This is a genomic window from Mesorhizobium sp. LNHC221B00, assembly GCF_000502935.1.
Classification (GTDB): domain Bacteria; phylum Pseudomonadota; class Alphaproteobacteria; order Rhizobiales; family Rhizobiaceae; genus Mesorhizobium; species Mesorhizobium opportunistum.
Window position 1 is genome coordinate 26630 of the sequence record NZ_AYWR01000011.1, and the last position, 22036, is coordinate 48665.

Genomic DNA, 22036 nt, shown 5'->3' on the forward strand with positions numbered 1-22036 from the left:
ATACAGGAGGTTCCTATGGGCAAGGCGCAACCGGCGTACTGCTGCGCGCTATGCGGAGAGCGGCGACCCCTTACACGAGAGCATGTAGTGCCGCGCGGGCTGTATCCGGCATCCAAGGCGGAAAGTCGCGTCCAGCGGATCGTGATATGGAACTGTGAAACGTGCAACAATGGCAGCTCGGATGACGATGTGCATTTCCGAAACGTGGTGAGTATCGCGGGCGATGCCACCGCCGCGGTGAATGAACTCTGGGCGGGACCGATCGGGCGCAGCTTCGGCAAAGGCGATGGAGGCAGACGCGCCAAAGACGTGCTTGCGTTGATGGAGCCGGCCACGCATGTCGGTGAAAATCGCTACATGGTCTACCCCGGCCGCGATCCCAGAATCCTCGGCACACTGCGCAAGATCATCAGGGGCCTGAGCCACTATCATGGTCTGCGCTCGGCGGTGGCCGACGACGAGGTCCTTGTCGACGTGCTCAAAGTCGACTTTCCGGAAGACCTCCTGCAGCGCCTGCGCTCTGGTCACGCCGAGCCGGACATCCTCGACTACCGCTATGGTCCGATCGACGACATGCCCGGGATGGAATCAGCCTGGCTGTTGCGGTTTTATGAGCGAACTACGTTCTTCGGGCTTGTGTTCGCCGATGCCGCGCAGCGGCTGGCGCGAGGGGCATCACCTTGACCGCCCCGCGCCTGCGCTACGAGAGGTTTCAGCCTGGGACAAAGGCTTTTTCGATGGCCTTGCGACTCTCCTCAAGCGGCAAAGCGTCGTACTGGCGGATCATTGCTGTCTGCTCCCTGGCGACCTCGCGGGCGAGGTCGTCGATCTCCGTCGAAAGCACATCGAGCCCGACGAACTTCCGGTCGGAATCGAAGATCTTGCGGGTTCCGTCCGGAACGTCGAGGGTGCGCGCGAAGGCCCGGTTGTTGCGCAACACTTCTAGGAACCGCTGGGTCTCCGAGAGAATGGCCAGTTCATAGACGCGCCCGGTCTGCAGCATGCTCTGATTTGCATGGTACATGATGCCGGCGATGTCGAAACTCGGGAGGGGCACGTCCTTGCCGTCCTCGATGGCGTCGTTCTTGACGTTCTTGGCCAGGCGAATGGCCTTTTTTAGGCCTCCGCCGGCCTCGAGCAAGTCTCGCTGATGAACCCTATCGATGTGCAGGAACGGCATGTTGTCGATGGTTTCAGGGACCTTCTTGTTGAGAATTGTCACACCGCGATCGCGCAGCTGCTGTGTGCTCTGGTATGCGATTGTGTCGACCCAGTGCGATGGGACCACGTCGACAGGCCGAGCCAGGCTGCCACCGGAGATGCAGATCGCCTTGCCCCCCGTAGTGTCAACGTCTGCCGCTGGATAGGCGTCGATCAAAATCCGTTCCGACTCTTTGCGAAGGCGCAACAGGCGGTCGACCGACGATTCTGAACCTGGACTGCCATAGAGGCCGGCGATCGCGCGGGGACCGGCGACGTAATAGCTAAGGAAGTAAGCCTCCAAATTAAGGAGGTCGACATCGCTGACGCCGCGGATATGGACATTCAGGGGCACAGACCCCTGAAGCCTGAACTCGACCGACCTGCCATTGGCCTCGAGCTTGTCCTTCAGCTGTTTGCCGACGCGCTCGGCAGTTTCGATGCTTTTCTGGGTGTATTCGGGGCCAACCTCGGCCATGCCGCCCAGCGCATAACGTGTGTAGGGCTGCGACAGGGCACGTTTCTGCCACGCTTCGTCAGTGAAACTCTTGGTCAGCACGTCCAGCTTGGCCGCCTCACTGAGTCTGCCAAGGCGGTCAGTTCCGCGGCGGCGGGTGTTCAGCTGGCGGAGACGCTTTTCAATATCTCTTGCCATCTTCAGATCCTCGTCAGGGCCATCTTGCCGAACGTATAGCGGCCGTGCCCGTTGAAATATTCGCCGTTTGCGGACTTCAGGTCCTTGGCGAAGGTGATGTCGGCCGACCCCCGGTGAGACTTGAGCTCGACCTCGTTGATGTTTGGGTCATTTTTGTAGGAGTAGAACAGCCGGAAGCCATCGGCAGGATCATAGATCAGAGCGGCACTTGTGCTGTTCGATCCTGACTGCGCCGTTTTGAGGCGCACCCGGATCCGATCCCAGCTCTGGACGATGGTGATCTTGGCGGTCCATTGGTAGCCGTCGGTGCCGTCCGGTTTGACGGTCTGGCCCTGCACGGACCAGTCACCCGCCAGATTGGGACCCTTAAGCACTGAAGCCAATGGCCACCATTTCCAGGCGTATTTCTCGAGCAACCAGTAGAGCACAACAAAAACGGCCCCGGCGCTGACCAGCGACATGACCGAGGGAGGCAGGTTGGCCGCGATGCCGAATGTCTTGGCGACATCGACCGCAGAGAGCAGGAGGAAAACGACGCCGGCCGAGACCACACCCGAGACGATGCCCAGGTAGTGGCCAATGCGCGCGCGGTTTATGCCGCCCAAAACGGTGTATTCATGTTCAAGCATGACTGGAGACCTTAAGGAAGGCTCGACGGCAGTGGGAGGGCCGCCGTCGAGACTGGGTTACTTGGTCTTCGTAGGGTCGGTCAGGCGGAACTTCTGGCCAGGTGCAAGCGGCGGGGGGAGGGGCTCACCCTTGACCACGGTGCGCTCGACACCGGTGCCGCCACCACGCGGTCCGGTAATTTCATACTGCCCCGACTTAGGAGCAGTCTCGCCAGGCTTGTAGAGATTGTCATCAGACATAGTCGTTAGTCCAGGTGGTTGCCATAGGGACCATCTGGCACTAGATACCGACTTGTTCAGGGTTCGGACTAGCGGTTCGGCTGCGAACACAACGGCACCACCGGACCGCAGTTCAAACCAAAAGACGGCAGGCGACGGAAAGGTCTCCTGCCGTTTTCTTATGCATAGTTAAAATAAGATGTAAATACCGAACCGGCGTGCACACACTAAAAATACCTTTACTTGTCAACAAGCAAACCGACCGGTTTCTGGCATAAATTGTCGCACCGCAAAACGCGGCACAGGGCAGCACTCGGGGACACACAGTTGGGGTGGCCAACCGGGATTATCAAGGACAGCGACTATTAAAAATGACATAGCGTCACGGCCGATAGGGCCGTTCAACAAATCGCTTAAAGCGCGGCGCTGTTTGTAGGTCAAATCTCGCTGCCGAAGGTGCTCCGGCTTGTCATGCAGCATGTGGCAGCGCTGGCAAACGCCCGGAGACTCTTCGGAGCATTGTTCGACAGATCATGATCAAGATGCGCGGCCGCCAGCGCCACCTTGGTGTGCAAGACAGGTTCGGAGCACGCCGACAGGGGAGGGTGGCCCGGCAGGGCCTCACCCGTGCCTGACCGCCACAGTGAGGCATCCTCATCCCACCAGCGACCGTCGCCCAGATGGGCGATTGTCTTGCCGTGCGGCCGGCCGCCGGCGCGCTTGAAGCGCACCCATTGGGAGAACTCCGGCCAGTCGATCGGATAGAACCAGCGGCGGTGTTTGCGGATCGGCATTAGACGGCCTTCCGCCGGCCGAGCAGATCCGGGTTCTGAACGGACGTCACGCGCTTTTGGTCCTGAGCATGCCCCGATATCTCACAGGACCGCTATTGGGAAAGCGTATTTTCGAATGGCGGGAATGAGGCGCGAAGCCGCTGTTCGGAATGAGTGAACCAAGCCGGTTTTCGGGATCGCACATGTCTATTGCGCCAACCAAGATGAGTCGAAAGCGACGCATGCTGTGCCGCTCGCCGCGGTGCTGCTTGGGCGCGTGCTCGCGAGCGGCTGCGCGCAGGCGATTGATGGCCGACACGCTAAACAGCGCTAGCCGTCTTCTTCCGGTTTTACTAGTTCGATGTGGCTGACACCCAACGCCTGGGAGAGCTCGAAACGGGTGATGACAGTAGGATTGCGTCGACCACGTTCCAGACTGCTTAGGTATTGCTGGCGGTAGCCCGACCGGGCCTCCACCTGCTCCTGCGTCAGGCCTTTCTCCCTCGCCGCGTAAACGCCGCGCTGTCTCTCTTCGACCACTCTTTTCGATCTTTTGGAGGAGTTGGAAATTTCGGCTGGAGTGATCTCGTTGATGGGGCGTTTGGCGAGTGGGCCGGCCAGATCTTCCAGGAGCCATTTGGTTTTGGTGATGGTAGCCGTGATGGGCAGCGTCTTCCGCTTGGCGATTGTCACCTTACGGGCAGAGGCCGATCCAACCCTACACCTCCGGGGCGCTCCCCAACCGCCAAAAGTCAACGGTCGTGCCGCTATCACCGATGAAAAGAAGTTCGGCAAGCTGGTTGGCCAGCCGTCGTATTCGTCGACCGTCATCAGGAAGCCCGTCGCCATCGGCAAGACGATACGGCTTGTCTTTGGGCTTAGCGTTCTTGCAGGCGAAGTCGGAGAGAGACATGGGTAACGGACCTCCCGGGTAATGGGTAACGCCTAAATCGTTACCCACAAACCGATGCGCTTTATCTCCTCGTCCGGAACAACGGCTCCAAACGCTGGCAACTGCGGTACCGATAGCTGGAGAAGGAAAATATCCTCTCCTTTGGAAAATACCCGCTGGTGCCACTTCTCGACGCGAGAGGAAAGCGCGACGACGCCAAGAGGCTGTTGATCGCCGGCATCAACCCCTCCACCAAACGCAAAGAGGAGAAGACTGCGGCCATCACGGAAGCACGCACCACCTTCGCCTTGGTCGCCGAGGAGTACGTCACGCGGATGGAGGAACGGGATGCTGCGGCGCGCCACGCGCGACGAGTTCGACCGAAAGAAGGCCGTCTGGCATATTCCAGCTGAGCGCATGAAGATGCGTGCTCCGCACGACGTGCCACTGTCCAAACAGGCGCTTTCGGTTTTGGAAGGGGTCTGGCAGCTCTCAGAGGACGGCGGCCTGGTGATCAAAGCCGCCCTCCAGTTTCTCGCCCTCACCTGTGTCCGTCCCGGCGAAGTACGGGGCGTTGCAACGGTACGCGGTGGGTCACCATAAACCGCCAAACTAGACTAAGTCATTGATTTGTATTGATTGATGAGACGTCGTGAGAAGCGATGGGAAAGTGAAATGGTGCCCAGAAGGCGGAATCCAAGTGAGGAACGTATGCCTGTGCTTTCAGGATGTTTTTCTGTGGATTACTTTCATTCCTCCTGGAATGCCCGACTGATTTGGTCCGACAGCGGCTTCACAAAATAGGAAAGCGCCGTACGCTCGCCCGTCTTGACCATCGCTTCGGCCGGCATGCCGGGCACGAGCGTCAGGTCCTTGAGCTTCGTCAGTTCCGCATGCGGAACCGATAAACGCACCAGGTAATACGAAATGCCGTTTTTTTCGTCTGTCGCCAGATCGGCTGCGATCCGGCTGACATATCCGTTCAATTCCGGCGTGGTTCTCAGATTGAAGGCTGACATCCGCAGCACGGCCTTGTGACCAAGCTGGATTTGGTCGATGTCCTTCGGGGTGATTCGTACTTCAAGCGCAAGATCGTCGCCTTCCGGCACGATTAGCATGATCGGATCGGCGGGCGTAATCACTCCGCCGACCGTATGAACTGCGAGTTGTTGAATGGTGCCTGATTGCGGCGCGACGATATCGATCCGTCGCAGTTCTTGTTCAGCCGCCACCTTGCGCTCACCATACTCCCCGACCTGCGCCTGAACCTCTCTGAGCTCCTGGCCGACTTCGGTCTTGAAATCCTGATCGATCTGCGGGATCTGCAGGCGCGTTTCGGCTATGCGGGCTGCTGTCTGTGCCTGATCTGCGATCTTCTCACCGCGTTCGCCACCGAAAGTGGCAACCTGGATCTTCAGGCTGTTCAACCGTTGGTCCGAGACAATGCCTTGGTCGCGCAGCCCACTCAGAACAGCAATTTCCTTTAGGAGAACCTCGATCCTTTTTTCACAGGCAATTTCCTGCGCCTCGAATCCTTCGATCTCGTGGTGATATTGAGTAATGTGTTCCGCCAGTTGCGCCTGCTTTCCGTCGCGGGATTGTCTGCGGAATTCGAACAGCAGCGTCTCGCTATGTATTGCCGAAGCTACGTCCGGAACATCTCTTCGGGCGAGCAGCCAGTCCGGGAAGGCGATCTCCGCGAGATCGTCACGCTCAGCATCGAGTCGTGCCTGGTAGGCGGCGAGCTCATCGAGCCGCTTGGTGACTATGGCGAGATTAGCGCGCGTCTGGGTGGCATCGAGCCGCATGAGGATGTCGCCGGCTTTTACTTTATCGCCTTCGCGCACCAGGATTTCTCCCACCACCCCGCCGGTCGGGTGCTGCACCTTCTTGACATAGGAATCGACGACAAAGTGTCCGGACGCGACAACCGCACCGGAGAGATTCGTGAAGGTCGCCCAGGCTCCGGCTCCTCCCACAAAGATTACGCTCGCCACAAGGCCCGCCACCAGGTGGCGGCGAATGGAGCTGGAAACGTCATTGTTCTGATGAATGCCGGACACCGGGATCCTCCATGTCAGCGCGCTCTCCCACGTTATCCTGTGTAGATTCGATGGCCTTGACGCCAGCGCCTCTTGCCATCGCTGTCCCCTTCAGGACTTTGGAAAGCGCTTCACCACGCGCACCGAATGCTCGCTGCCGTCCACCTTCCATCACCAACACCAAATCCACGGCGCGGATGGCGCTGGGCCGATGGGCGACGACAACCGCAATGCCCTTGCGCTCGCGCACGGAGGCGATCGCCTTAATGACCGCAGCCTCGCCTTCCGAATCGAGATTGGCATTGGGTTCATCCAGCACAACAAGGAAAGGGTCTCGATAAAGAGCACGGGCAAGACCGATACGCTGGCGCTGCCCGGCGGAAAGTGCCGATCCGGCCTCACCGATCGGAGTTTCGTAGCCGTGCTCAAATCGGAGGATCAGTTCGTGCGTGCCCGCTGCTTTCGCCGCGGCGACAATAGCCTCAGGGTCAGGATTATCTTCAAAACGAGCGATGTTTTCGGCAATGGTGCCGTCGAACAGTTCAACACCTTGCGGCAGATAGCCGATATGACGGCCTAGTGCTTCCCGGTCCCATTGATCGAGGCTTGCGCTGTCGATGCGAACTTTTCCGGCGACCGGCGCCCATGCGCCGACGATGGCGCGCGAGAGTGTCGACTTGCCCGAGCCCGATGCACCGATGATCCCGAGTGCGCTTCCCGCCTGAATGGCAAACGCAAGGCCGGTCACGGTCGGCTTCCTTGCGCCGGGCGGAACGATTGTCACGCCTTCGAGGCGCAGTTCGCGTTCAGGTGCAGGCATTGGCATAACGGCAGCGGATTCAGGAACCTTTTCCAGGAGGTCCTCCAGCCGCGCCCAACCCTGGCGCGCCATGAGGAAAGGTTTCCAGCTTGAAATGGCCAGATCGACCGGAGCCAGCGCACGCCCCATCATGATCGAACTGGCAATCATAACCCCGGCCGTAGCCTCCTGTCTGATGACAAGGTACGCGCCGACGGCAAGAATGGCCGATTGCAGCAGCACGCGCAGCGATTTTGAAATGGCACCCAGCCCACCTGCCACGTCCCCAGCTTTCCGGTTGGCGGCCAGAAACTTGGCATTGGCCTTTTGCCATCGGGCAGCGATCCGCTTTCCAAGACCGAGAGCTTGCACGACCTCGGCATTGCAACGCGCTGCTTGCAGCAGACCATTGCGTGCCATGTTGTGGGAAACGGTATCGCTTATCGGCCGTTGCGAGAGAGTGTTGGCAAGGAGTGTCAGAGATGTGAGACCGACCGCCCCGATAAGTGCCGTCATGCCGATCCAGAAATGAAGGAGGAAGCAAATGCCAAGATAAAACAGCATCCATGGCAGATCGAAGAACGCTGTCGGACCGTTTCCACCTAAGAAGCCGCGAACATTGTCGAGATCGCGAAGCGGCTGTAAGCCGTCGCCCGGCATGCGCGTTGAAAGCGGAAGGCGAACGATCGCATTGTGAACGCGTCCGGAAAACTCTCCATCGAAACGCTCGCCAATCCGCAGCAGCACGCGGGCGCGCAAAATGTCGAGCAAGCATTGGAACGCATAAAGCCCCGCAGCAAGCACGACGAGCCCCACCAGCGTCGATACGCTGCCACTTGCCAGAACGCGGTCATAGACTTGAAGCATGAACAGCGGCGAGATCAGCGCAAGCACGTTGACCACGCCGCTGATCAACAGAATTCCCCAAATAGCGGAAGTCAGAGGGAAAGGTCTCAAAGCTGAATCCTTCAAGGAATGGTTACTCACGTAGGTCTCCGTGAGGATCTGGCGACCCAGCTCCCTATATTGCTCCCCGAGCGGCAACCGACTCGCTGATTCAGGATCAGTGCTCCCGCCGAATATGTTTGGTTTGGCATCTAATGGAGCGGGTCAACAACAACACCGTCCGGCTGAAGGTTTGGAAGGGATTCATCGTGGCCGGCCGCAAGGGCCCGAACAGGCTTCCGCCTCCACGCCTTCAGGGAGATTTCGGTGTACGACCAGCGCGACGTGCAGGGCTTCGTCAAGCTGTACACGCTGCGACTGCTCCCGGGCGCCCCGGCCATCGCAAGTAGCGGAGACGGGAAAGCGCCCGCCCAGGGGGGCGGGGCGCGGTTCCGTATCGGTTTTCTGGATCAAACGAAGGTGAAGTCCGACGCGGTCAGGCCTAGGTCGGCCACGGTGACCACACCGCCCAGGTGGGCGAACTCGTGCGCGCTGCCGTCGCCGGTGACATAGGCCAGAGTTGCGACTCTGTCGGTGTAGCTGCTTTGGTAGACAATGATGTCGCCGGCGTGCTCGCCGGAGATCGCACGCGCTGCCTCATCAGCAGAGTTGAAAGATTCGCCAGTGATTACCACGACATGTTCGCCGTTCGCACCCGAGGCCGCGCCACTGTAGAAGCTGCTCACCGGGTAGCCGGACTGTATACTGGCGTTGTTGACGAAGTTCGCGCCAAAACCGTCGTTGTAGAGGCCCACCGCATCGAAGGCGAACTTGTCCTCCGCCGGGTTGAAATCGGTGATAGTGGTAATGTCCGGCTTCGACCCGACACTCGGATCGACCCCAGGCACCGGATTGTGGAACTGGAACACGAACGTGTCATTGTCGGTGCCCCCGGTCAACGTATCCTGGCCGTCACCCACGTAGAGGACATCCTGGCCGGGACCGCCGCTGAGCCTGTCATTGTCCTCACCGGAGATGCGCGCGTTGAAGCGGCCGTTGTCGCCGGAGAGATCGTCCCAGCCATCTCCGCCGAAGATGCGGTCGTTACCCTCGCCGCCAAGGGCTCGGTCACTGCCCGGGCCAGCCGAGATCTCGTCGTTGCCGCCACGACCGTCAATCCAGTCACCGCCCTGGAAACCCTCCATCCAATCTTCACCCTTGGTGCCGAGGAGTGTTTCGGCATCCGGGCTACCCTCGATAATGTTTGCCATCGAAAAATACTCCTGATGATGCACCCTGCCTGACGCGTTCATATTGCTCATCGGGTAATTAGAGAAATCGATTGCTTGGATAGACACACATTTACGAAATGGATGCATTCACGTTCACTTCGCCCTTCCGCTGAGCAGTAGCGGGCTCGCAGGCGGCGGGGAATCTGGTCGCCCAAGCATCGATCTGAAGATTGGACACTCAAACCGGACCGGGACAACACTTCGTAAGCCGTCCTAGTTCCGCCCCAAACTTCTCTCTGTTGCTCGACGCCGGCATACCCGCACCGTAAGCGCTGGACGAGGACAAGTTCCGCTGGCCGCGGGTGGAGAACGGCGTGATCCGGCTTGCCGCGCCCAACTGATGGCGCTCGTCGAAGGCATGGACTGGCGCGCTTAAGCCGATCGCAGACGGCGTCCGACGTCGGCCGGATAGGCCGTGGCGAAGTGACTCAGGCGCAAAAGGCGGGCCTCTGGCCGTGCAAAATAAGCTTTTGTCGGCGTCATGACGAGAAGCGCTTTGGCCCGTCTCCACGAAATCGTTCCGCTCAAGGCGATATTCGTCCCCATGGCGGCGGAGAAGGCCGAACTGCAACAACTCCGGAGCGAACACTCAAGGCCGAGATCGTCCGGATGGCGACACTCAACGAGCGTGCCCAGGAGAGGCTCGCCGACCTTCAGGGATCGTCAAGCAGCTGGAGCGCGCCGCTTCGGTCGCAGCTCCGAGAAGCTCGAACGTGCCCAGCAGGCCTTCGCCTTCGAATCCAGACCGGGCTCGGCGCGATTGAGTCCGAACTCGAGGCCGCAAGACCGCAAGACCGACAGGCGAGCCGCGACGTGCTGCGCGACCGCGCAAGGCGTTCCCGATGCATCTGGAGCGGGTCGAGATGGTCATCCGGCTCGACCCATGGGGGAAGAAGCGCTCCCGCAGCCAATCGTCCAGTCCGTCAAACGCCGTCGGCCGCACGGGCTTGCGAAACGGAACAGTCCCGCCCTCGCTTAGATGCCGAGGCACGGTGTTGCGCGCGCACCCGAATTCCTTCGCCCGTCGGTTCCCCGCCAACCTCATGCCGCCGCAGCATCGCTGCCACCTCTTCAGGCTGAAGGATCTGCTCTCCCTGCATCGTTCTCGACAATGCAGGAATCGCCCAATCCCAATCGCCATCCATGCCTCCTCTCATAACCGAGGGGTCAGTTTCTCAATTCGGCCGACAACTGAGACGTCCGGTGCTCTTAGGCAGGGCAATCATACGAGATGCCTCCTGCAACATCATTTCCCGCATCCATAGGCTTGCCGGATCATTATTGTGAAGCGCAGGCCATTGGACGGCCTCCGTGAATGCGGCAGGAAGTGGCGGCGGAAGTTCGACAATCCGCAAGGGTGTTAATTTCGCGAAATGCTGCGCCAGCCGCAACGGCATGGTCCCGATGCGGCTGGTGCCTGATAGAAGGGGCGGGATCATGCTAAAGCCGTGTACGACGACCTCGATACGTCTCTCGAAACCGTTCTCGAGCAAATACCATTCCTCGATGGAGGGCTGCCGGGTGTCTCCGAATTTGAGCACAACCTGCCCCATCGACAAGTATCGGTCGAATGTAAGTGGCTCTGACAGCTGCTTGTTCGTGCCGCAGCCTACGCATACGAGCATATCTTCGAACAGGGCTGCGCGAGGATGTTTCGACATGAACACTTCCGGCATAATCAGAAAATCAACGTCGCCGCGCCGGAGAAGCTCCTCGGGGTCGTCGGAAATAGGCAGACATTCGAAGCGGACGGCGGGAGCTTCCCGCGCAGCACGCTTTACGATTTTCTTAAAAAATACGAGTGTGAGGTAATCGGAAAGGATGATGCGGAAGCGACGATCCGATCCGACCGGGTTAAAGGGGTCCCAGGAAATAATCGACAGCTGGATGTGCAGCAATGCCTCCCGGACTGCTGTGGCGAGCCCCTCCGCGCGCGGTGTCAAAATGAGTTCGCGGCCGTTCATCGTAAATAGCTCATCGCTGAAATAGGCGCGTAACCGACCGACGGCGGCGCTCATGGCCGGCTGGCTCAGGTTGATACTGCGGGCTGCGGTGGTGACTTTACGCTCCCTGATCAAAGCGTCCAGCACAACGAGGAGATTTAGATCGAGTCCCTTAAAACGCATGCATTGACCTATCCGACGCGTGGATGGGTATCGCCCAAACAATCAATTTCACGAATGGTGAGAGCGTCAACGCATCAGCCGACGACGAAACAGAGCAACCGATAGGAAGAACGGCAAAACCGTGTATATGCAAAGCGCGCCGATATGCAGGCCCATGCTGCCGGCCGGACGGCCAAGCATCGCCGGACGAATGAGGTCAATTGCATGTGCGAGGGGCAACAAGGAGGCGATGTCCTGAAAAGCGCTGGGCAATTGGTTGACCGGAAACATCGCGCCGCAAAGGAAGAGCATGGGTGTTATAACAAGCGTATTATAAAATATGAAATATTCATAACTGGGCGCAAGCGCCGTGACGACCATCGCTAGACTCGCGAAGGCGAGGCCACTGAGAGCGATGACTGGCAGCAAGCAGAGGATGGATGGCCACGATGCGTAGCCTAGCGTGGTGGCAACAATAGTGATTGCTGTGCCCGCCATCAGGGCCTTGGTGGCTGCCCACGCCAATTCGCCCAGTAAGATATCGCCGAGCGTCAGCTGAGTGCATAGCATTCCTTCCCAGGTGCGCTGGTCGCCCATGCGGCCGAAACTCCCGTAAACCGTTTCAGCGGTCGCCGATGCCATCGCGCTTGTGGCAACCATGCCAGCCGCGAGAAACGCAATGTACGAAGTGCCCTCAACAGGACCTATCATTGTTCCGATTCCAAAGCCGAGACCGAACAGATAGATCATCGGATCGGCGAGGTTGCCGAGCACCGATGCAAGCCCGATTTTCTTCCATCCAAGATAGTTGCGGCGCCAAACCGCGACCCAATTCCACGCATTGGCGGGCATGCCCGCCGCATAACGTTCGCCCATTGTTCAGTCCTCCATCTCGCGCCCGGTTAGCCGCAAAAACACATCCTCGAGATTGGGGGGACGCTGCAGAAGGCGTAGACCCGCGCGCCCGCGTAGCTGCGCCAGCACCTGCTCCGGATCGGGTGCATAGCAAAAAAGCGTCTCACCGCTCACCTCGATGCGCTGTGCGTACGGCCGGATCAGCGCACCCAGTTCATGCGGATTGCCGCCGTAGACCTCGACCACGTCACAGCCGATCTGCTCGTCAATGAGTGCGGACGGGCGGCCTTCGGCGATCTTGCGCCCCTCCTCCATAACGCACAGCCGATCGCACAGCCGCTCGGCCTCTTCCATGAAATGGGTAGTCAAAAGAATAGTCTTGCCCCGCGCCAGCAGCGATCGCAGCCGTTCCCAGATCAGGTGGCGGGCCTGCGGATCGAGGCCGGTGGTCGGCTCGTCCATCACCAGCAAGTGCGGGTCATTGATCAGCGCACGCGCGAGCGTCAGGCGCCGCTTCATGCCGCCGGACAGTTCGGCGACGCGCGCATCCGCTTTGTTCTCGAGGCGGGCGAACTCAAGCAGCGATGGTATGACCGCATCGATTTGGCGTCTGCTCATCCGGAAGTAGCGCCCGAACACCAACAGGTTCTCGCGTACAGTGAACGCGGTATCAAGATTGTCGAACTGCGGGACCACGCCGATGCGCATACGTGCCAAACGCGCGCGCGCCGGCACTGGAACGCCGAGCACAGTAATCTTCCCCGCATCGGGCGATGTCATGCCGAGGACCATACGCGCAATCGTGCTTTTGCCCGCGCCGTTCGGTCCCAAGAGCCCGAAGCATTCCCCCGCCGCAACGCGGAACGACAGCCTGTCGACAACGAGCTTGTCATAAGTTTTGCTTACGTCAGTAAGATCGATCGCTACCATGGACATGGGTTCATTTTACCGAGAGGGACGCCAAGACTGGCGGTTGCTTGGTTGCCTGCCGGACCTGAAACTGTGACTCGTCTTCGCCATCCCAGCCGTCGATAACGAACTGATCGACATCAAAAGGATTTAGCCCCTGTTCCGGTAAAGCGGCGATAATTGCGTCGAGATTATCGATGGCTTGGTAACGCGGATCGTTGTGCCGCTTTTCCTGGTCGACGCAGAAGACGAGCCGTCCATCCTCGACCAGGGCGATCGCCCCATCATGGGTCAGCTTGGTACCACAGATGCGCATAGTGTCTCCAGGTTAACGGCGATAGATTCGATTCATCAGGAAGCGGAAAGCGGGTTCCGGAAACGGACGAGCAAGCAGTCTTCGTTGACCGACTCGCCCCGACACTCAAGACGCTCTACCTCGATCAACGTTTCGTTCAGCATGGCGATGACCGGCTCAGCACCAGCGGCGTGACCCCAGCGACGGCAATTAGCATCCCTTGCCGATCCGAAGATCAGATGCCCGCCTGGCGCAAGCACCCGCACCAGGTTTTTGACGGCCGCGCGCATCTCGACTATGTCTTCGAGATAGTAGAGGACCTCCGCCACAACGATCAGGTCAAACAACTCGTCGGTCGAAAACTGTTGAACATCGGAGACTATCCAGTTGATGCGCGACGGCTCGTTTATCCGTTGACGTGCTCGAGCAATCGCTTGCGCCACGACATCGATGACGGTGAGCCCTTGGCAGTAGGGGGCTAGTTTTTCCGTGAATGCGCCGGCAGCGCACCCGACTTCGAGGGCATTTGAAATGGAGCCTTGGGCAAGCGCCAGCTGGAGCATTTGCGTGTGGCGCTTCCGCTCGAACGGATTGCCGTCGAGAAGCCACGGATCGTCTGCGGCCAATTCCCGATCAAGCAACTGATGATTCACGTTCTGGGTCAAACTCGTGCACCTCTCGTCCACTAGGTAATTAGCGATCACTCGTCGCCGCAAATGTTGCCCGACAGCACTAATTCCGAAGAATCCCGCGCAAGATTGAGCCTGCGAAGCGGAGCCGCATGCGGCGAGAATTCTGCCCTGCTGGAACCAGTGATCGGAGTTTGGGTGGGGGCCTGTTTTCCCCCAGTTTTCGATGTAGCGACAGCAGAGCCTCGCGACAGCCAATCGCTATTGCTCAATGTACACAGCGCGTAGGCTTTCAACGGAAGCAAGAGAAAGATGTTGATGAACGTGTGCAGCGAAAAGCCCAGAAATCGAAACTGTCGGGCACGAAATGCTACCACGCTGCATCGGAGCATGGTCATGGACACGATCATCAGTCCTGTCCACCAAGGCACAGAGCCTGTCAGTGCGAAATGTGCGAGGCCCGTTAATACCGATACGGCGAGGAGTAGCGCGCCGAGATTCTGTCCGACCACGTCCAACGTGAGATAGCTATTGAGGCTGGGCAGCAAGCGCAGCCCAAGCAGCGTGTCCCGGAATGTGCTTCGTGCCCAACGGAGTTGTTGGCGCAGATACGGTCCGAGTCTGTTCGGGACGACTGTGGCCGCGATGGCGCTCGGAACGTACTCGGTTCGAAAGCCTGCTTTCAGCATCAGGATAGTAAGATGGCGATCCTCACCGAAGTCGCTTGGCTTGCCCCGAAAAAACTGCGACTCGTACTGGTCCAGTAACAAAAGGAGCGCAGACCGGCGGTACATGGCACATGGGCCGCAACAGCACATAACGGCACCGAAGCGAGCCTGCGCCGCGCGCTCCTCGTTGCAAGCCAGCCAGTACTCCATGTCTATCAGCCTGGTCAGCCAGCTCTCGCTCCGGTTACTGGCCGTCAACTGACCCATGACCGCGCCGACCGCTGGATTTCGCATCTTCGGTACAAGCTTGGCAATGACGTCGGACGCGAGTAGCGTGTCTGAATCAACGTTAAGCACCAGATCCCCGGATGAGCGGCGTATCGCGGCGATCTGCGCCTTGCGCTTTCCAACATTCTCGGGAAGCAAAATGATGTCGAACCTAGGGTCGCGCGCGTAGGTTTCGTGGACAGTTCCTACGGCTTCGCGATTTCCAGAACCGTCATCAACCACATAGACCCGAAGTCTTCCGGCGTATTCTTGGTCTGCAATGGAAGCCAGGCACTCTGAAAGCGTGCGCGGATCCTCGTTGAAGCAGGGGACGATGACATCCACGCTGGGCAGTTGATCGGAGCCGACGAGAACCTCCAACGCCGATGAGTCGTTTGTCGGCAGAGCATAAAGCCCCTGCATGCTCTTATAAGCAGTCGAGAGCAGCGCATAAAGCGATATGGTCACAGTGCTGGTTGTACCAAGAAGAGTCATGGGATCTCGTTTGTTCAGTGATGTTGAGGAAGTGAGCGGATTACAAATCCGCGCTCACGCAATGCTGGAATCAGCCGGGACAGCGCCGTGACCGTCTGGTCGCGCAGACCGGCGTGAGCGCCCCGGCCCAACTCGCCGGGAGGGCATCCGTCGTGCAAGAGTACGATTGCGCCCGGCCGGACAGAGGCGAGCACTTTATCGATAATCGCGTCGACCCCGGGGCGAGACCAATCTCGGGGGTCGACGGACCAATGGAGGGCCGCCAGCCCGGCGATCTGTGACGCTGTGAAGACTTCTTCGCTCCAGGCGCCGTAGGGCGCGCGAACATAGCGCACCGAGGCCTGCGGGCACGCTCTCATGATGGCGTCGTTGGCTTCAAAGACCTCACGTTGCACTTCGCCGAAACCGCATTGGTACAGATCCGGATGAGACATCGTGTGGTTGCCTACCTCGTGCCCTTCTGCGACCATCCGTTGGATTAGATCTGGGTGCTCTAAGGCGTAGGCGCCGATGACGAAGAAAGTCGCCGGCACCCGCTGCTCTGCCAGCACATCGAGAATCTCCGGTGTGAAAAGTGGATTGGGACCGTCGTCAAACGTCAGATAAACGCTGCGACGGCCGGTGCCGTCAGAGCACTCACGGCGCACTTCGTACAAGCAATCGGGACGGCTCATAGCTCTGGTCCGTTCCGATCTATCATCGTGCCCGTGGGCCATTCGCTGATCGGCCGTCCAACCGGCAGAACAATGGTGAGTGCGTCATCGATGCGTGTGGGCGGCAGGTCGAGGCGGGCCTCTGGTCGGGTGGAGCGCACGCGAATTCCCGACAAAACGGCCAAAGGCCTGTATCGCCGCCCGAACCTCTCAACATGATTCCGCAGCGCGTCCCGGACCGTTCCGAAAGCGAATGGAACGCCAAGCTCCTGCAGTATTGGAAGCATGACATGGATTGAATGGGCGATTCCGAGACCCTCAAGGTCCGGACGTACCCCGTACAGGCCCAGCTCAGCCACCAACAGGTCGACCGCGTCAACCTTGATGAAACGGCGCAGTATGCCCATGTGAGCCGCTACACCGCTTGAATCATAGGCGATTACGCGGAGTTCAGGCCTGGCTCCGGCCCAGCTTCGACTACCTTCGAACGGTTCTGCGTTGGACGCCCCAGTCGGCCCGTACGTATCACGAAAGAACTCGGCGAGCTCAACGTGATCGGAGAGCTGCAACTCGTTTTCCCAGCACAACTTCCACTGCACCTGATGGCGCATTCAGGACCTCTCTTCATATTAGTTTTTTGCGGGCCGCATTACCCGACCAAAGCGGCGCTGTTGGCTGCATTCAGCCGTTGTCGTTGGCGAAGGTGAGCCAGACGCTCTCTCGAAGTTCCGGCCCGTGTCGTCGATTTGAGCTTGACGTCGCTCATTAACGTTCCTCTAATGCATGGCTCGTAAATTCGTAAAATTGATTGTTTGAATGATACGCATCCACACGTTGGATAGAACATGACATGCGTTTCAAGGGACTCGATCTAAATCTCCTCGTTGTGCTGGACGCTCTGATGAGGGAGCGTAAAGTCACTGCCGCGGCTCGCAGTATCAACCTGAGCCAGCCGGCCATGAGCGCCGCCGTTGCTCGGTTACGCGCCTATTTCAACGATGAGCTATTTACGATGAACGGCCGCGAGCTCATTTTGACACCGCGCGCCGACGGGCTCGCCACAGCAGTCCGGGAGGCATTGCTGCACATCCAGCTATCGATTATTTCCCCCGACGCTTTCAACCCGGCCCAATCGGATCGTCTCTTCCGAATGATGCTTTCCGATTACATCACGCTCGTATTTTTTAAGAAGATCGTAGAGCGTGCTGCGCGGGAAGCTCCCGCCGTTCGCTTTGAATGTCTGCCTATTTGCGACGACCCCGAGGAGCTTCTCCGGCGCGGCGACCTTGATTTTCTGATTATGCCGGAAGTGTTCATGTCGAAACATCCTCGCGCAGCCCTGTTCGAAGATATGCTCGTATGCGTAGGCTGCGGCACGAACAAGCAGCTGTCAGAGCCACTTACATTCGAGCGATACATGTCCATGGGGCATGTCGTGCTCAAATTCAGGCACACCCGGCAGCCCACCATGGAGGAATGGTATTTGCTCGAGCACGGTTTCGAGAGACGTGTCGAGGTGGTCGTACAGGGCTTTAGCCTGATCGCGCCCTTCCTGTTAGGCACCAACCGCATCGGGACCATGCCGTTGCGGCTGGCGCAGCATTTCGCAAAAACAACACCCCTGCGGATTGTCCAACTTCCGCCGCCACTTCCGCCTCCTGCATTCACGGAAGCCGTCCAATGGCCTGAGCTTCACAATAGTGATCCGGCAAGCATGTGGATGCGGGAAATGATGTTGCAGGAGGCATCTCGCCTGGCGCCTTTGCCTGAAATCATTGAGCGCCTCGGGCACGCCGATCCGACCTTGCGGTTGTTGGTACCGACTGCCACCTCGATTTCGCGTGCGAAGTCCCGGAAGATGTTAAGCCCCACTTAAACACCGGGCCTTTGCCCAGCAGAGCGGCGCAGTTGCTCGTCAAGTACGAGGGCCAGGAACGAGCAGAACACACGCCCGGGGTAGCTACTGAATTGACTGCCGCCTCCGATTCTGATTGCGGAGTCCCAGAAGATGCTCAGCCCCACTTAAATGCCAACGTCGCAGGCCTTGCCGCGGCTTTTCACGCGCGGCCAGGCGAGGAGATGGCGGTCGACGTGGTCGATCCAATCTGTGCCAGCCTCGCTCGGCTACTGGCATTGACGACAGTGCCCTGCACCGAGAAAGTCGGGCACTTGGCAATGAAGCCGGTGGAGCTTGACGCTGCGGACCCAGGCAATTGACCCCGCGCTTCTGCCTGAACGCGTGGCCGATCCGTTCATCTAATCGGCGCTTCATCCTGCCCGGCTGAGGCCCGTGGGTGCGGCCACCCCGCGGGATGGGATCATCATTCAACTCCCCGACTTACGACAGAGTCCATGAGTTTCATATATTTTCCGGCAGATGGATGTCGAACGGGAGAAATGTCTGTCCGGGAGTTTCAGCGGTGCCGGTCTCGATAGCCCGCGTCATCAGCGTTATCAGCTCCTGGCAAAGTCGGCGCATTGGCGTGGCGACCGCCATCGTGACGATATTATCTGCGAGCGCCGCCCGAGACTCCGGCGTGATTTCATTCACGATCGCGACGAGATCGCGACTTTTGCCCTCTTCTCGGAGCGCGGAGATGGCGCCCTCCATGCCGCCGCCGGCGACATAGAAGCCGACGAGCTCGGGCTCTCGCTGCATGAGATCAAGCGTTGCCTCGTAGGTGATCTGCCGTTTCTCGAGGTTCATGACTGGATCCAGCACCTCGAACGTGGGCGCGTTCTCACGGCAATAGGAGCGAAAGCCGACGTCACGGAGCTCGTGCCCCTGGAAACGATGGCTGCCGACAAAAACCGCCACTTTGCCGGGCCGTTTTGCAACCTTGGACACCATCCAAGCGGCCGTGCGCCCCACCTTGCGGTTGTTAAGGCCGATATACCCCTGTCGCACGCCGGCGGCGAAGTCGGAAAGCAGCGAGAAAACCGGAATGCCTTTGGCCTTGAGGTCCTCAACCGCTGCTGTAATTTTCGGGTGGTCCGGTGCCACCATCGCGATCGCATGGCAGCGTGCGCCCAAATCCTTGAGCGGCGCGATCAGGTCGCTCGGCATATGTGACGGGGCGAATTCGACGAGCGGAATGCCGTGGAAGGACTGGGCCAAATTGACCGATGCTTCGACCTCGCGCGCAAAATCTTGGTAGAAATGCTGGGCCGGTTTTCTCAAGATGAAGCCCAGACGGTAGTGCGGTAGGTCTCGCCGCAAGCGCTGCTTGATTAGCCCGGCAGCATGATAGCCGATCGCGTGGGCGGCGTCGTGGACCCGCCGCGCGGTCTCCTCGCGCACCGGATGGCGGGCGTTCAGAACCCGATCGATCGTTGCTACGCTGACTCGGGCTTCGCGGGCGAGATCGGCAATTGTGGGGCGCTTGGTCATAGGTCCTATTCTGATCGGTTTTTGACGCGGGCCGGCTCTCTGTCGCCTGACGCGTTTCGGTTTCGGGTGGCAAAGTGAAGACGTCCCATACGAATGGCCAACAGCGTGTTGGACGAACATCATTCCAGACGTAAACCGGCCGGGTATACTGAAAGGCTCATTCGCTTAAAGGGCGGTGACGGTTTGCACTCACACATTTAGCGCTTCTGCTACATGGTCCGTGAGGAGCCGTTTAGAGGCTGCGGGTCGGGCGTTCAGTTCATGTGACCAGCTAGGCGACTTAACAGGTCGTGGGCCGCCCACCTTATTGGGAGGAGGGTAGCCGGTTTGATGCCTCGGCAAGCTGATGACCGCAGAAGGCGGCTTTCATCTGTGCTCGGTCCAATTCTCCTTCCCAGCGGGCGACGACGAGGGATGCCACTGCGTTGCCGACGCAATTCGTCAGCGCCCGGCATTCGGACATGAAGCGGTCGATGCCGAGTATCAGTGCCATCCCAGCAACGGGAACACTCGGAACTACGGCGAGCGTAGCCGCCAGGGTGATGAAGCCCGCGCCTGTGACACCTGCAGCGCCCTTGGAGGAAAGCATTGCTACGAGCAGCAGCAGCACCTGATCGCCGATGGACAGATCCGTGTTCGTCGCCTGCGCGATGAAGAGGGCCGCCAGCGTCATGTAGATATTCGTGCCGTCCAGATTGAATGAATATCCGGCCGGGATGACGAGACCCACAACCGAACGCCTGGCGCCCGCCTTCTCCATTTTCTGCATCAGCGAAGGGAGCGCCGCCTCCGAGGAGGACGTTGCCAGGACAAGCAGCAGCTCTTCCTTGATGTAGCGAATGAGAGAACAGATCGAGAAGCCGTTGTAGCGGCAGACCGCGCCGAGGACCCCGAACACGAAGAGGAAGGCGGTGAAATAGAACGTCGCGACCAGCATCGCGAGGTTGACCACCGAACCGATGCCATATCTGCCGATGGTGAAGGCCATTGCGCCAAAAGCGCCGATCGGCGCGGCCTTCATCAGAATTCCAACGAGCTTGAAGACAGGCGCGATGAGCGCCTGAAGGAAGCAAACGACAGGCTTGCCCGGCTCTCCGGCCATCGCAAGCGCCATGCCGAACAGAACCGAGAAGAACAGCACCTGCAGGATGTCGCCTTCCGCGAAGGCACCGACGATCGTTGGCGGGATGATGTTCATCAGAAAGCCGGTGACCGACTGCTCGCTGGCTTTTGCGGCATAGGTATTCACGGCCTGGACATCGAGCGAGGCCGGATCAATGTTGAGGCCGGCGCCAGGCTGGACGACATTGGCGACGATGAGGCCGACGATCAGCGCGAGCGTCGAGAAGGTGAGGAAATAGACCATTGCTTTACCGGCGACCCGGCCGACCTTATGAAGATCGTTCATGCCGGCAATGCCGGTGGCAATTGTCAGGAAGATGACAGGCGCGATGATCATCTTGACCAGCTTGATGAAGGCATCACCCAGCGGCTTCAGGCTCTCGCCGGTCTCCGGATAAAAATAGCCAATTGCGACGCCGAGCGCGATGGCGGCAAGCACCTGGGCGTAGAGCTTGGTGTAGAAGGGTTTGCGGGGCGCGGGACTCGCGCCGCGAACTTGTGCAGCTGACACTGTTTCTCTCTCCCTGACCGGATCGAGGTGGCGTGACTTCTCCCGGGCTTCTCCCTATCGCGGCGCTCCGGTCGAACGCTGCACCAACGCCGCCGCAATACCCATGCCAGATGAATCCGCATGACCTGAACTGACGTGGGCTCGCCAATGATGGAGGAATGCGGTGTCAGACCAGCGGGATAGGCCGCGGTCCGGCACGCCCTTGATGGTCTCTGGCAGAGTGCTGCCGGTCGGTCCCTCTGGCTTGCGGTTTTGTTGCACAGAGCGTGGTGGGTTCCTCGTTTTAGCCGGCCTTGGACGGGCCGCATCGCTGGCGCCAGCGCAGGTTCTGTCGGCCAGTGCTTTTGGGTGCGTCGTCAATCGTTGTGTTGCTCGCGCCTTGTTACATCTTGCCAAAGGAGAACAAGGCGAGCCGACAAGAACTAGGCGACGACAGCCCCTGCGATCGGCGTGAACCAGTTCCGTTTCGACTGTCGCAAGCTCGCTTTGCGAAGTCCATTTCCGCCCCGATGAGACCAGGGAAAGCCGCCAACAAACGTCTCACTGTTGCGAGTCGCGGCCGGTCAGCCCACAGCGCGTTGGTGTGATTGTTTCGGCCCATTCGAGCGCACTGACGGTGAGCTTTCCTTGGTCGCTGCTAAAAGTCTTAGGCCATCCAGCACGCTAGCCTCGGAAAATCGAACACCAAGCGCCCGCTCGACAGTCCAGATCGGCCTCGCTCTCTTCGTTGACGCCGGACGACCAGGCCCT

The 22036-nt window shown here is 59.3% G+C and carries 22 protein-coding genes and 1 pseudogene; 4 read left to right on the plus strand and 19 right to left on the minus strand.

The genetic code is table 11. The features are described 5' to 3' along the window. Positions 1 to 15 precede the first annotated feature (15 nt). Positions 16 to 684, plus strand: coding sequence for a hypothetical protein (locus X741_RS151755; protein WP_156937883.1), 669 nt, complete (start codon positions 16 to 18; stop codon positions 682 to 684). 28 nt (positions 685 to 712) lie between these two features. On the opposite strand, the gene X741_RS151750 is transcribed toward X741_RS151755, so the two are convergent. From X741_RS151750 to X741_RS151735, 5 genes are all read right to left on the minus strand, one after another. After that, positions 713 to 1855 carry a hypothetical protein gene (locus X741_RS151750; protein WP_023778121.1) on the minus strand — a complete coding sequence of 381 codons (1143 nt, stop codon included), beginning with the start codon at positions 1853 to 1855 and terminating at the stop codon, positions 713 to 715. Between the two features lie 2 nt (positions 1856 to 1857). Then, positions 1858 to 2484 (minus strand): hypothetical protein, encoded by a 627-nt coding sequence (locus X741_RS151745; protein ID WP_023778122.1) that lies wholly within the window; start codon positions 2482 to 2484, stop codon positions 1858 to 1860. A 57-nt stretch (positions 2485 to 2541) separates the two neighbouring features. Beyond that, positions 2542 to 2724 carry a hypothetical protein gene (locus X741_RS151740; RefSeq protein ID WP_023778123.1) on the minus strand — a complete coding sequence of 61 codons (183 nt, stop codon included), beginning with the start codon at positions 2722 to 2724 and terminating at the stop codon, positions 2542 to 2544. A gap of 416 nt (positions 2725 to 3140) precedes the next feature. After that, complete coding sequence (locus tag X741_RS01000000166585) at positions 3141 to 3497, minus strand: hypothetical protein (RefSeq protein ID WP_348625682.1); 357 nt, start codon at positions 3495 to 3497, stop codon at positions 3141 to 3143. Positions 3498 to 3806: 309 nt separating this feature from the next. Next, entirely contained in the window at positions 3807 to 4016 is a 210-nt protein-coding gene (locus X741_RS151735; protein ID WP_023778124.1) for a helix-turn-helix transcriptional regulator, read from the minus strand. Positions 4017 to 4547: 531 nt separating this feature from the next. On the opposite strand from X741_RS151735, the gene X741_RS1000000169740 reads away from it, so the two are divergent. Both X741_RS1000000169740 and X741_RS0134700 read left to right on the plus strand, forming a co-directional pair. Further along, positions 4548 to 4781 (plus strand): hypothetical protein, encoded by a 234-nt coding sequence (locus X741_RS1000000169740; RefSeq protein WP_156937884.1) that lies wholly within the window; start codon positions 4548 to 4550, stop codon positions 4779 to 4781. Beyond that, positions 4717 to 4971, plus strand: a complete 255-nt coding sequence (locus X741_RS0134700) for a hypothetical protein (protein ID WP_031250066.1) — start codon at positions 4717 to 4719, stop codon at positions 4969 to 4971. The genes X741_RS1000000169740 and X741_RS0134700 overlap by 65 nt, the downstream gene beginning before the upstream one ends. Before the next feature lie 146 nt (positions 4972 to 5117). On the opposite strand, the gene X741_RS151730 is transcribed toward X741_RS0134700, so the two are convergent. The 12 genes and pseudogenes from X741_RS151730 to X741_RS151680 form a co-directional block, all read right to left on the minus strand. Next, positions 5118 to 6431: an HlyD family type I secretion periplasmic adaptor subunit gene (locus tag X741_RS151730; RefSeq protein ID WP_023778127.1), complete on the minus strand. Its 1314-nt coding sequence runs from the start codon at positions 6429 to 6431 to the stop codon at positions 5118 to 5120. Then, positions 6406 to 8181: a type I secretion system permease/ATPase gene (locus tag X741_RS151725; RefSeq protein ID WP_245266721.1), complete on the minus strand. Its 1776-nt coding sequence runs from the start codon at positions 8179 to 8181 to the stop codon at positions 6406 to 6408. Before X741_RS151725 ends, X741_RS151730 begins: the two co-directional genes overlap by 26 nt. Before the next feature lie 383 nt (positions 8182 to 8564). Continuing rightward, on the minus strand, positions 8565 to 9365 hold the full coding sequence (locus tag X741_RS151720) for a hypothetical protein (protein ID WP_023784695.1): 801 nt from the start codon (positions 9363 to 9365) through the stop codon (positions 8565 to 8567). A gap of 904 nt (positions 9366 to 10269) precedes the next feature. Then, positions 10270 to 10531, minus strand: a pseudogene (locus X741_RS1000000170380) (hypothetical protein); the annotation flags it as partial. Positions 10532 to 10561: 30 nt separating this feature from the next. After that, positions 10562 to 11512, minus strand: coding sequence for a LysR family transcriptional regulator (locus tag X741_RS151715; protein ID WP_023770907.1), 951 nt, complete (start codon positions 11510 to 11512; stop codon positions 10562 to 10564). A 66-nt stretch (positions 11513 to 11578) separates the two neighbouring features. Then, entirely contained in the window at positions 11579 to 12367 is a 789-nt protein-coding gene (locus X741_RS151710; protein ID WP_023778129.1) for an ABC transporter permease, read from the minus strand. Positions 12368 to 12370: 3 nt separating this feature from the next. Then, positions 12371 to 13282 carry a nodulation factor ABC transporter ATP-binding protein NodI gene (gene nodI / locus X741_RS151705; RefSeq protein WP_023736276.1) on the minus strand — a complete coding sequence of 304 codons (912 nt, stop codon included), beginning with the start codon at positions 13280 to 13282 and terminating at the stop codon, positions 12371 to 12373. Positions 13283 to 13286: 4 nt separating this feature from the next. Next, complete coding sequence (locus X741_RS151700; protein ID WP_023778130.1) at positions 13287 to 13571, minus strand: carbamoyltransferase N-terminal domain-containing protein; 285 nt, start codon at positions 13569 to 13571, stop codon at positions 13287 to 13289. A gap of 35 nt (positions 13572 to 13606) precedes the next feature. Next, positions 13607 to 14215 carry a nodulation methyltransferase NodS gene (nodS, locus tag X741_RS151695; protein WP_023778131.1) on the minus strand — a complete coding sequence of 203 codons (609 nt, stop codon included), beginning with the start codon at positions 14213 to 14215 and terminating at the stop codon, positions 13607 to 13609. A gap of 35 nt (positions 14216 to 14250) precedes the next feature. Continuing rightward, the gene (gene nodC, locus X741_RS151690; RefSeq protein WP_023778132.1) at positions 14251 to 15609 is read right to left on the minus strand and encodes a chitooligosaccharide synthase NodC; all 1359 of its coding nucleotides are present in this window, start codon (positions 15607 to 15609) and stop codon (positions 14251 to 14253) included. 14 nt (positions 15610 to 15623) lie between these two features. Beyond that, the gene (gene nodB, locus X741_RS151685; protein ID WP_023778133.1) at positions 15624 to 16283 is read right to left on the minus strand and encodes a chitooligosaccharide deacetylase NodB; all 660 of its coding nucleotides are present in this window, start codon (positions 16281 to 16283) and stop codon (positions 15624 to 15626) included. After that, positions 16280 to 16873, minus strand: coding sequence for a NodA family N-acyltransferase (locus tag X741_RS151680; RefSeq protein WP_023736281.1), 594 nt, complete (start codon positions 16871 to 16873; stop codon positions 16280 to 16282). The genes nodB and X741_RS151680 overlap by 4 nt, the downstream gene beginning before the upstream one ends. Before the next feature lie 239 nt (positions 16874 to 17112). On the opposite strand from X741_RS151680, the gene X741_RS151675 reads away from it, so the two are divergent. Continuing rightward, entirely contained in the window at positions 17113 to 18138 is a 1026-nt protein-coding gene (locus tag X741_RS151675) for a LysR family transcriptional regulator (RefSeq protein WP_023778134.1), read from the plus strand. Between the two features lie 483 nt (positions 18139 to 18621). Here the strand turns inward: X741_RS151675 and X741_RS151665 are convergent, their stop codons facing one another. Together X741_RS151665 and X741_RS151660 are read right to left on the minus strand one after the other, a co-directional pair. Continuing rightward, positions 18622 to 19653, minus strand: a complete 1032-nt coding sequence (locus tag X741_RS151665) for a LacI family DNA-binding transcriptional regulator (RefSeq protein WP_023778136.1) — start codon at positions 19651 to 19653, stop codon at positions 18622 to 18624. Between the two features lie 304 nt (positions 19654 to 19957). After that, positions 19958 to 21286 carry a dicarboxylate/amino acid:cation symporter gene (locus tag X741_RS151660; protein ID WP_023770900.1) on the minus strand — a complete coding sequence of 443 codons (1329 nt, stop codon included), beginning with the start codon at positions 21284 to 21286 and terminating at the stop codon, positions 19958 to 19960. Positions 21287 to 22036: the final 750 nt, after the last annotated feature.

What these genes read in the sequence shown, in the direction of transcription:
- X741_RS151665 (WP_023778136.1), bottom strand. Translation starts at nt 19,653, where the DNA reads ATGACCAAGCGCCCCACAATTGCCGATCTCGCCCGCGAAGCCCGAGTC.
- X741_RS151700 (WP_023778130.1), bottom strand. Translation starts at nt 13,571, where the DNA reads ATGCGCATCTGTGGTACCAAGCTGACCCATGATGGGGCGATCGCCCTG.
- X741_RS151710 (WP_023778129.1), bottom strand. Translation starts at nt 12,367, where the DNA reads ATGGGCGAACGTTATGCGGCGGGCATGCCCGCCAATGCGTGGAATTGG.
- nodB (WP_023778133.1), bottom strand. Translation starts at nt 16,283, where the DNA reads ATGAGCCGTCCCGATTGCTTGTACGAAGTGCGCCGTGAGTGCTCTGAC.
- X741_RS01000000166585 (WP_348625682.1), bottom strand. Translation starts at nt 3,497, where the DNA reads ATGCCGATCCGCAAACACCGCCGCTGGTTCTATCCGATCGACTGGCCG.
- X741_RS0134700 (WP_031250066.1), top strand. Translation starts at nt 4,717, where the DNA reads ATGCTGCGGCGCGCCACGCGCGACGAGTTCGACCGAAAGAAGGCCGTC.
- X741_RS151715 (WP_023770907.1), bottom strand. Translation starts at nt 11,512, where the DNA reads ATGCGTTTTAAGGGACTCGATCTAAATCTCCTCGTTGTGCTGGACGCT.
- X741_RS151720 (WP_023784695.1), bottom strand. Translation starts at nt 9,365, where the DNA reads ATGGCAAACATTATCGAGGGTAGCCCGGATGCCGAAACACTCCTCGGC.
- X741_RS151745 (WP_023778122.1), bottom strand. Translation starts at nt 2,484, where the DNA reads ATGCTTGAACATGAATACACCGTTTTGGGCGGCATAAACCGCGCGCGC.
- X741_RS151740 (WP_023778123.1), bottom strand. Translation starts at nt 2,724, where the DNA reads ATGTCTGATGACAATCTCTACAAGCCTGGCGAGACTGCTCCTAAGTCG.
- nodI (WP_023736276.1), bottom strand. Translation starts at nt 13,282, where the DNA reads ATGTCCATGGTAGCGATCGATCTTACTGACGTAAGCAAAACTTATGAC.
- nodC (WP_023778132.1), bottom strand. Translation starts at nt 15,609, where the DNA reads ATGACTCTTCTTGGTACAACCAGCACTGTGACCATATCGCTTTATGCG.
- X741_RS151675 (WP_023778134.1), top strand. Translation starts at nt 17,113, where the DNA reads ATGCGTTTCAAGGGACTCGATCTAAATCTCCTCGTTGTGCTGGACGCT.
- X741_RS151755 (WP_156937883.1), top strand. Translation starts at nt 16, where the DNA reads ATGGGCAAGGCGCAACCGGCGTACTGCTGCGCGCTATGCGGAGAGCGG.
- X741_RS151680 (WP_023736281.1), bottom strand. Translation starts at nt 16,873, where the DNA reads ATGCGCCATCAGGTGCAGTGGAAGTTGTGCTGGGAAAACGAGTTGCAG.
- X741_RS151750 (WP_023778121.1), bottom strand. Translation starts at nt 1,855, where the DNA reads ATGGCAAGAGATATTGAAAAGCGTCTCCGCCAGCTGAACACCCGCCGC.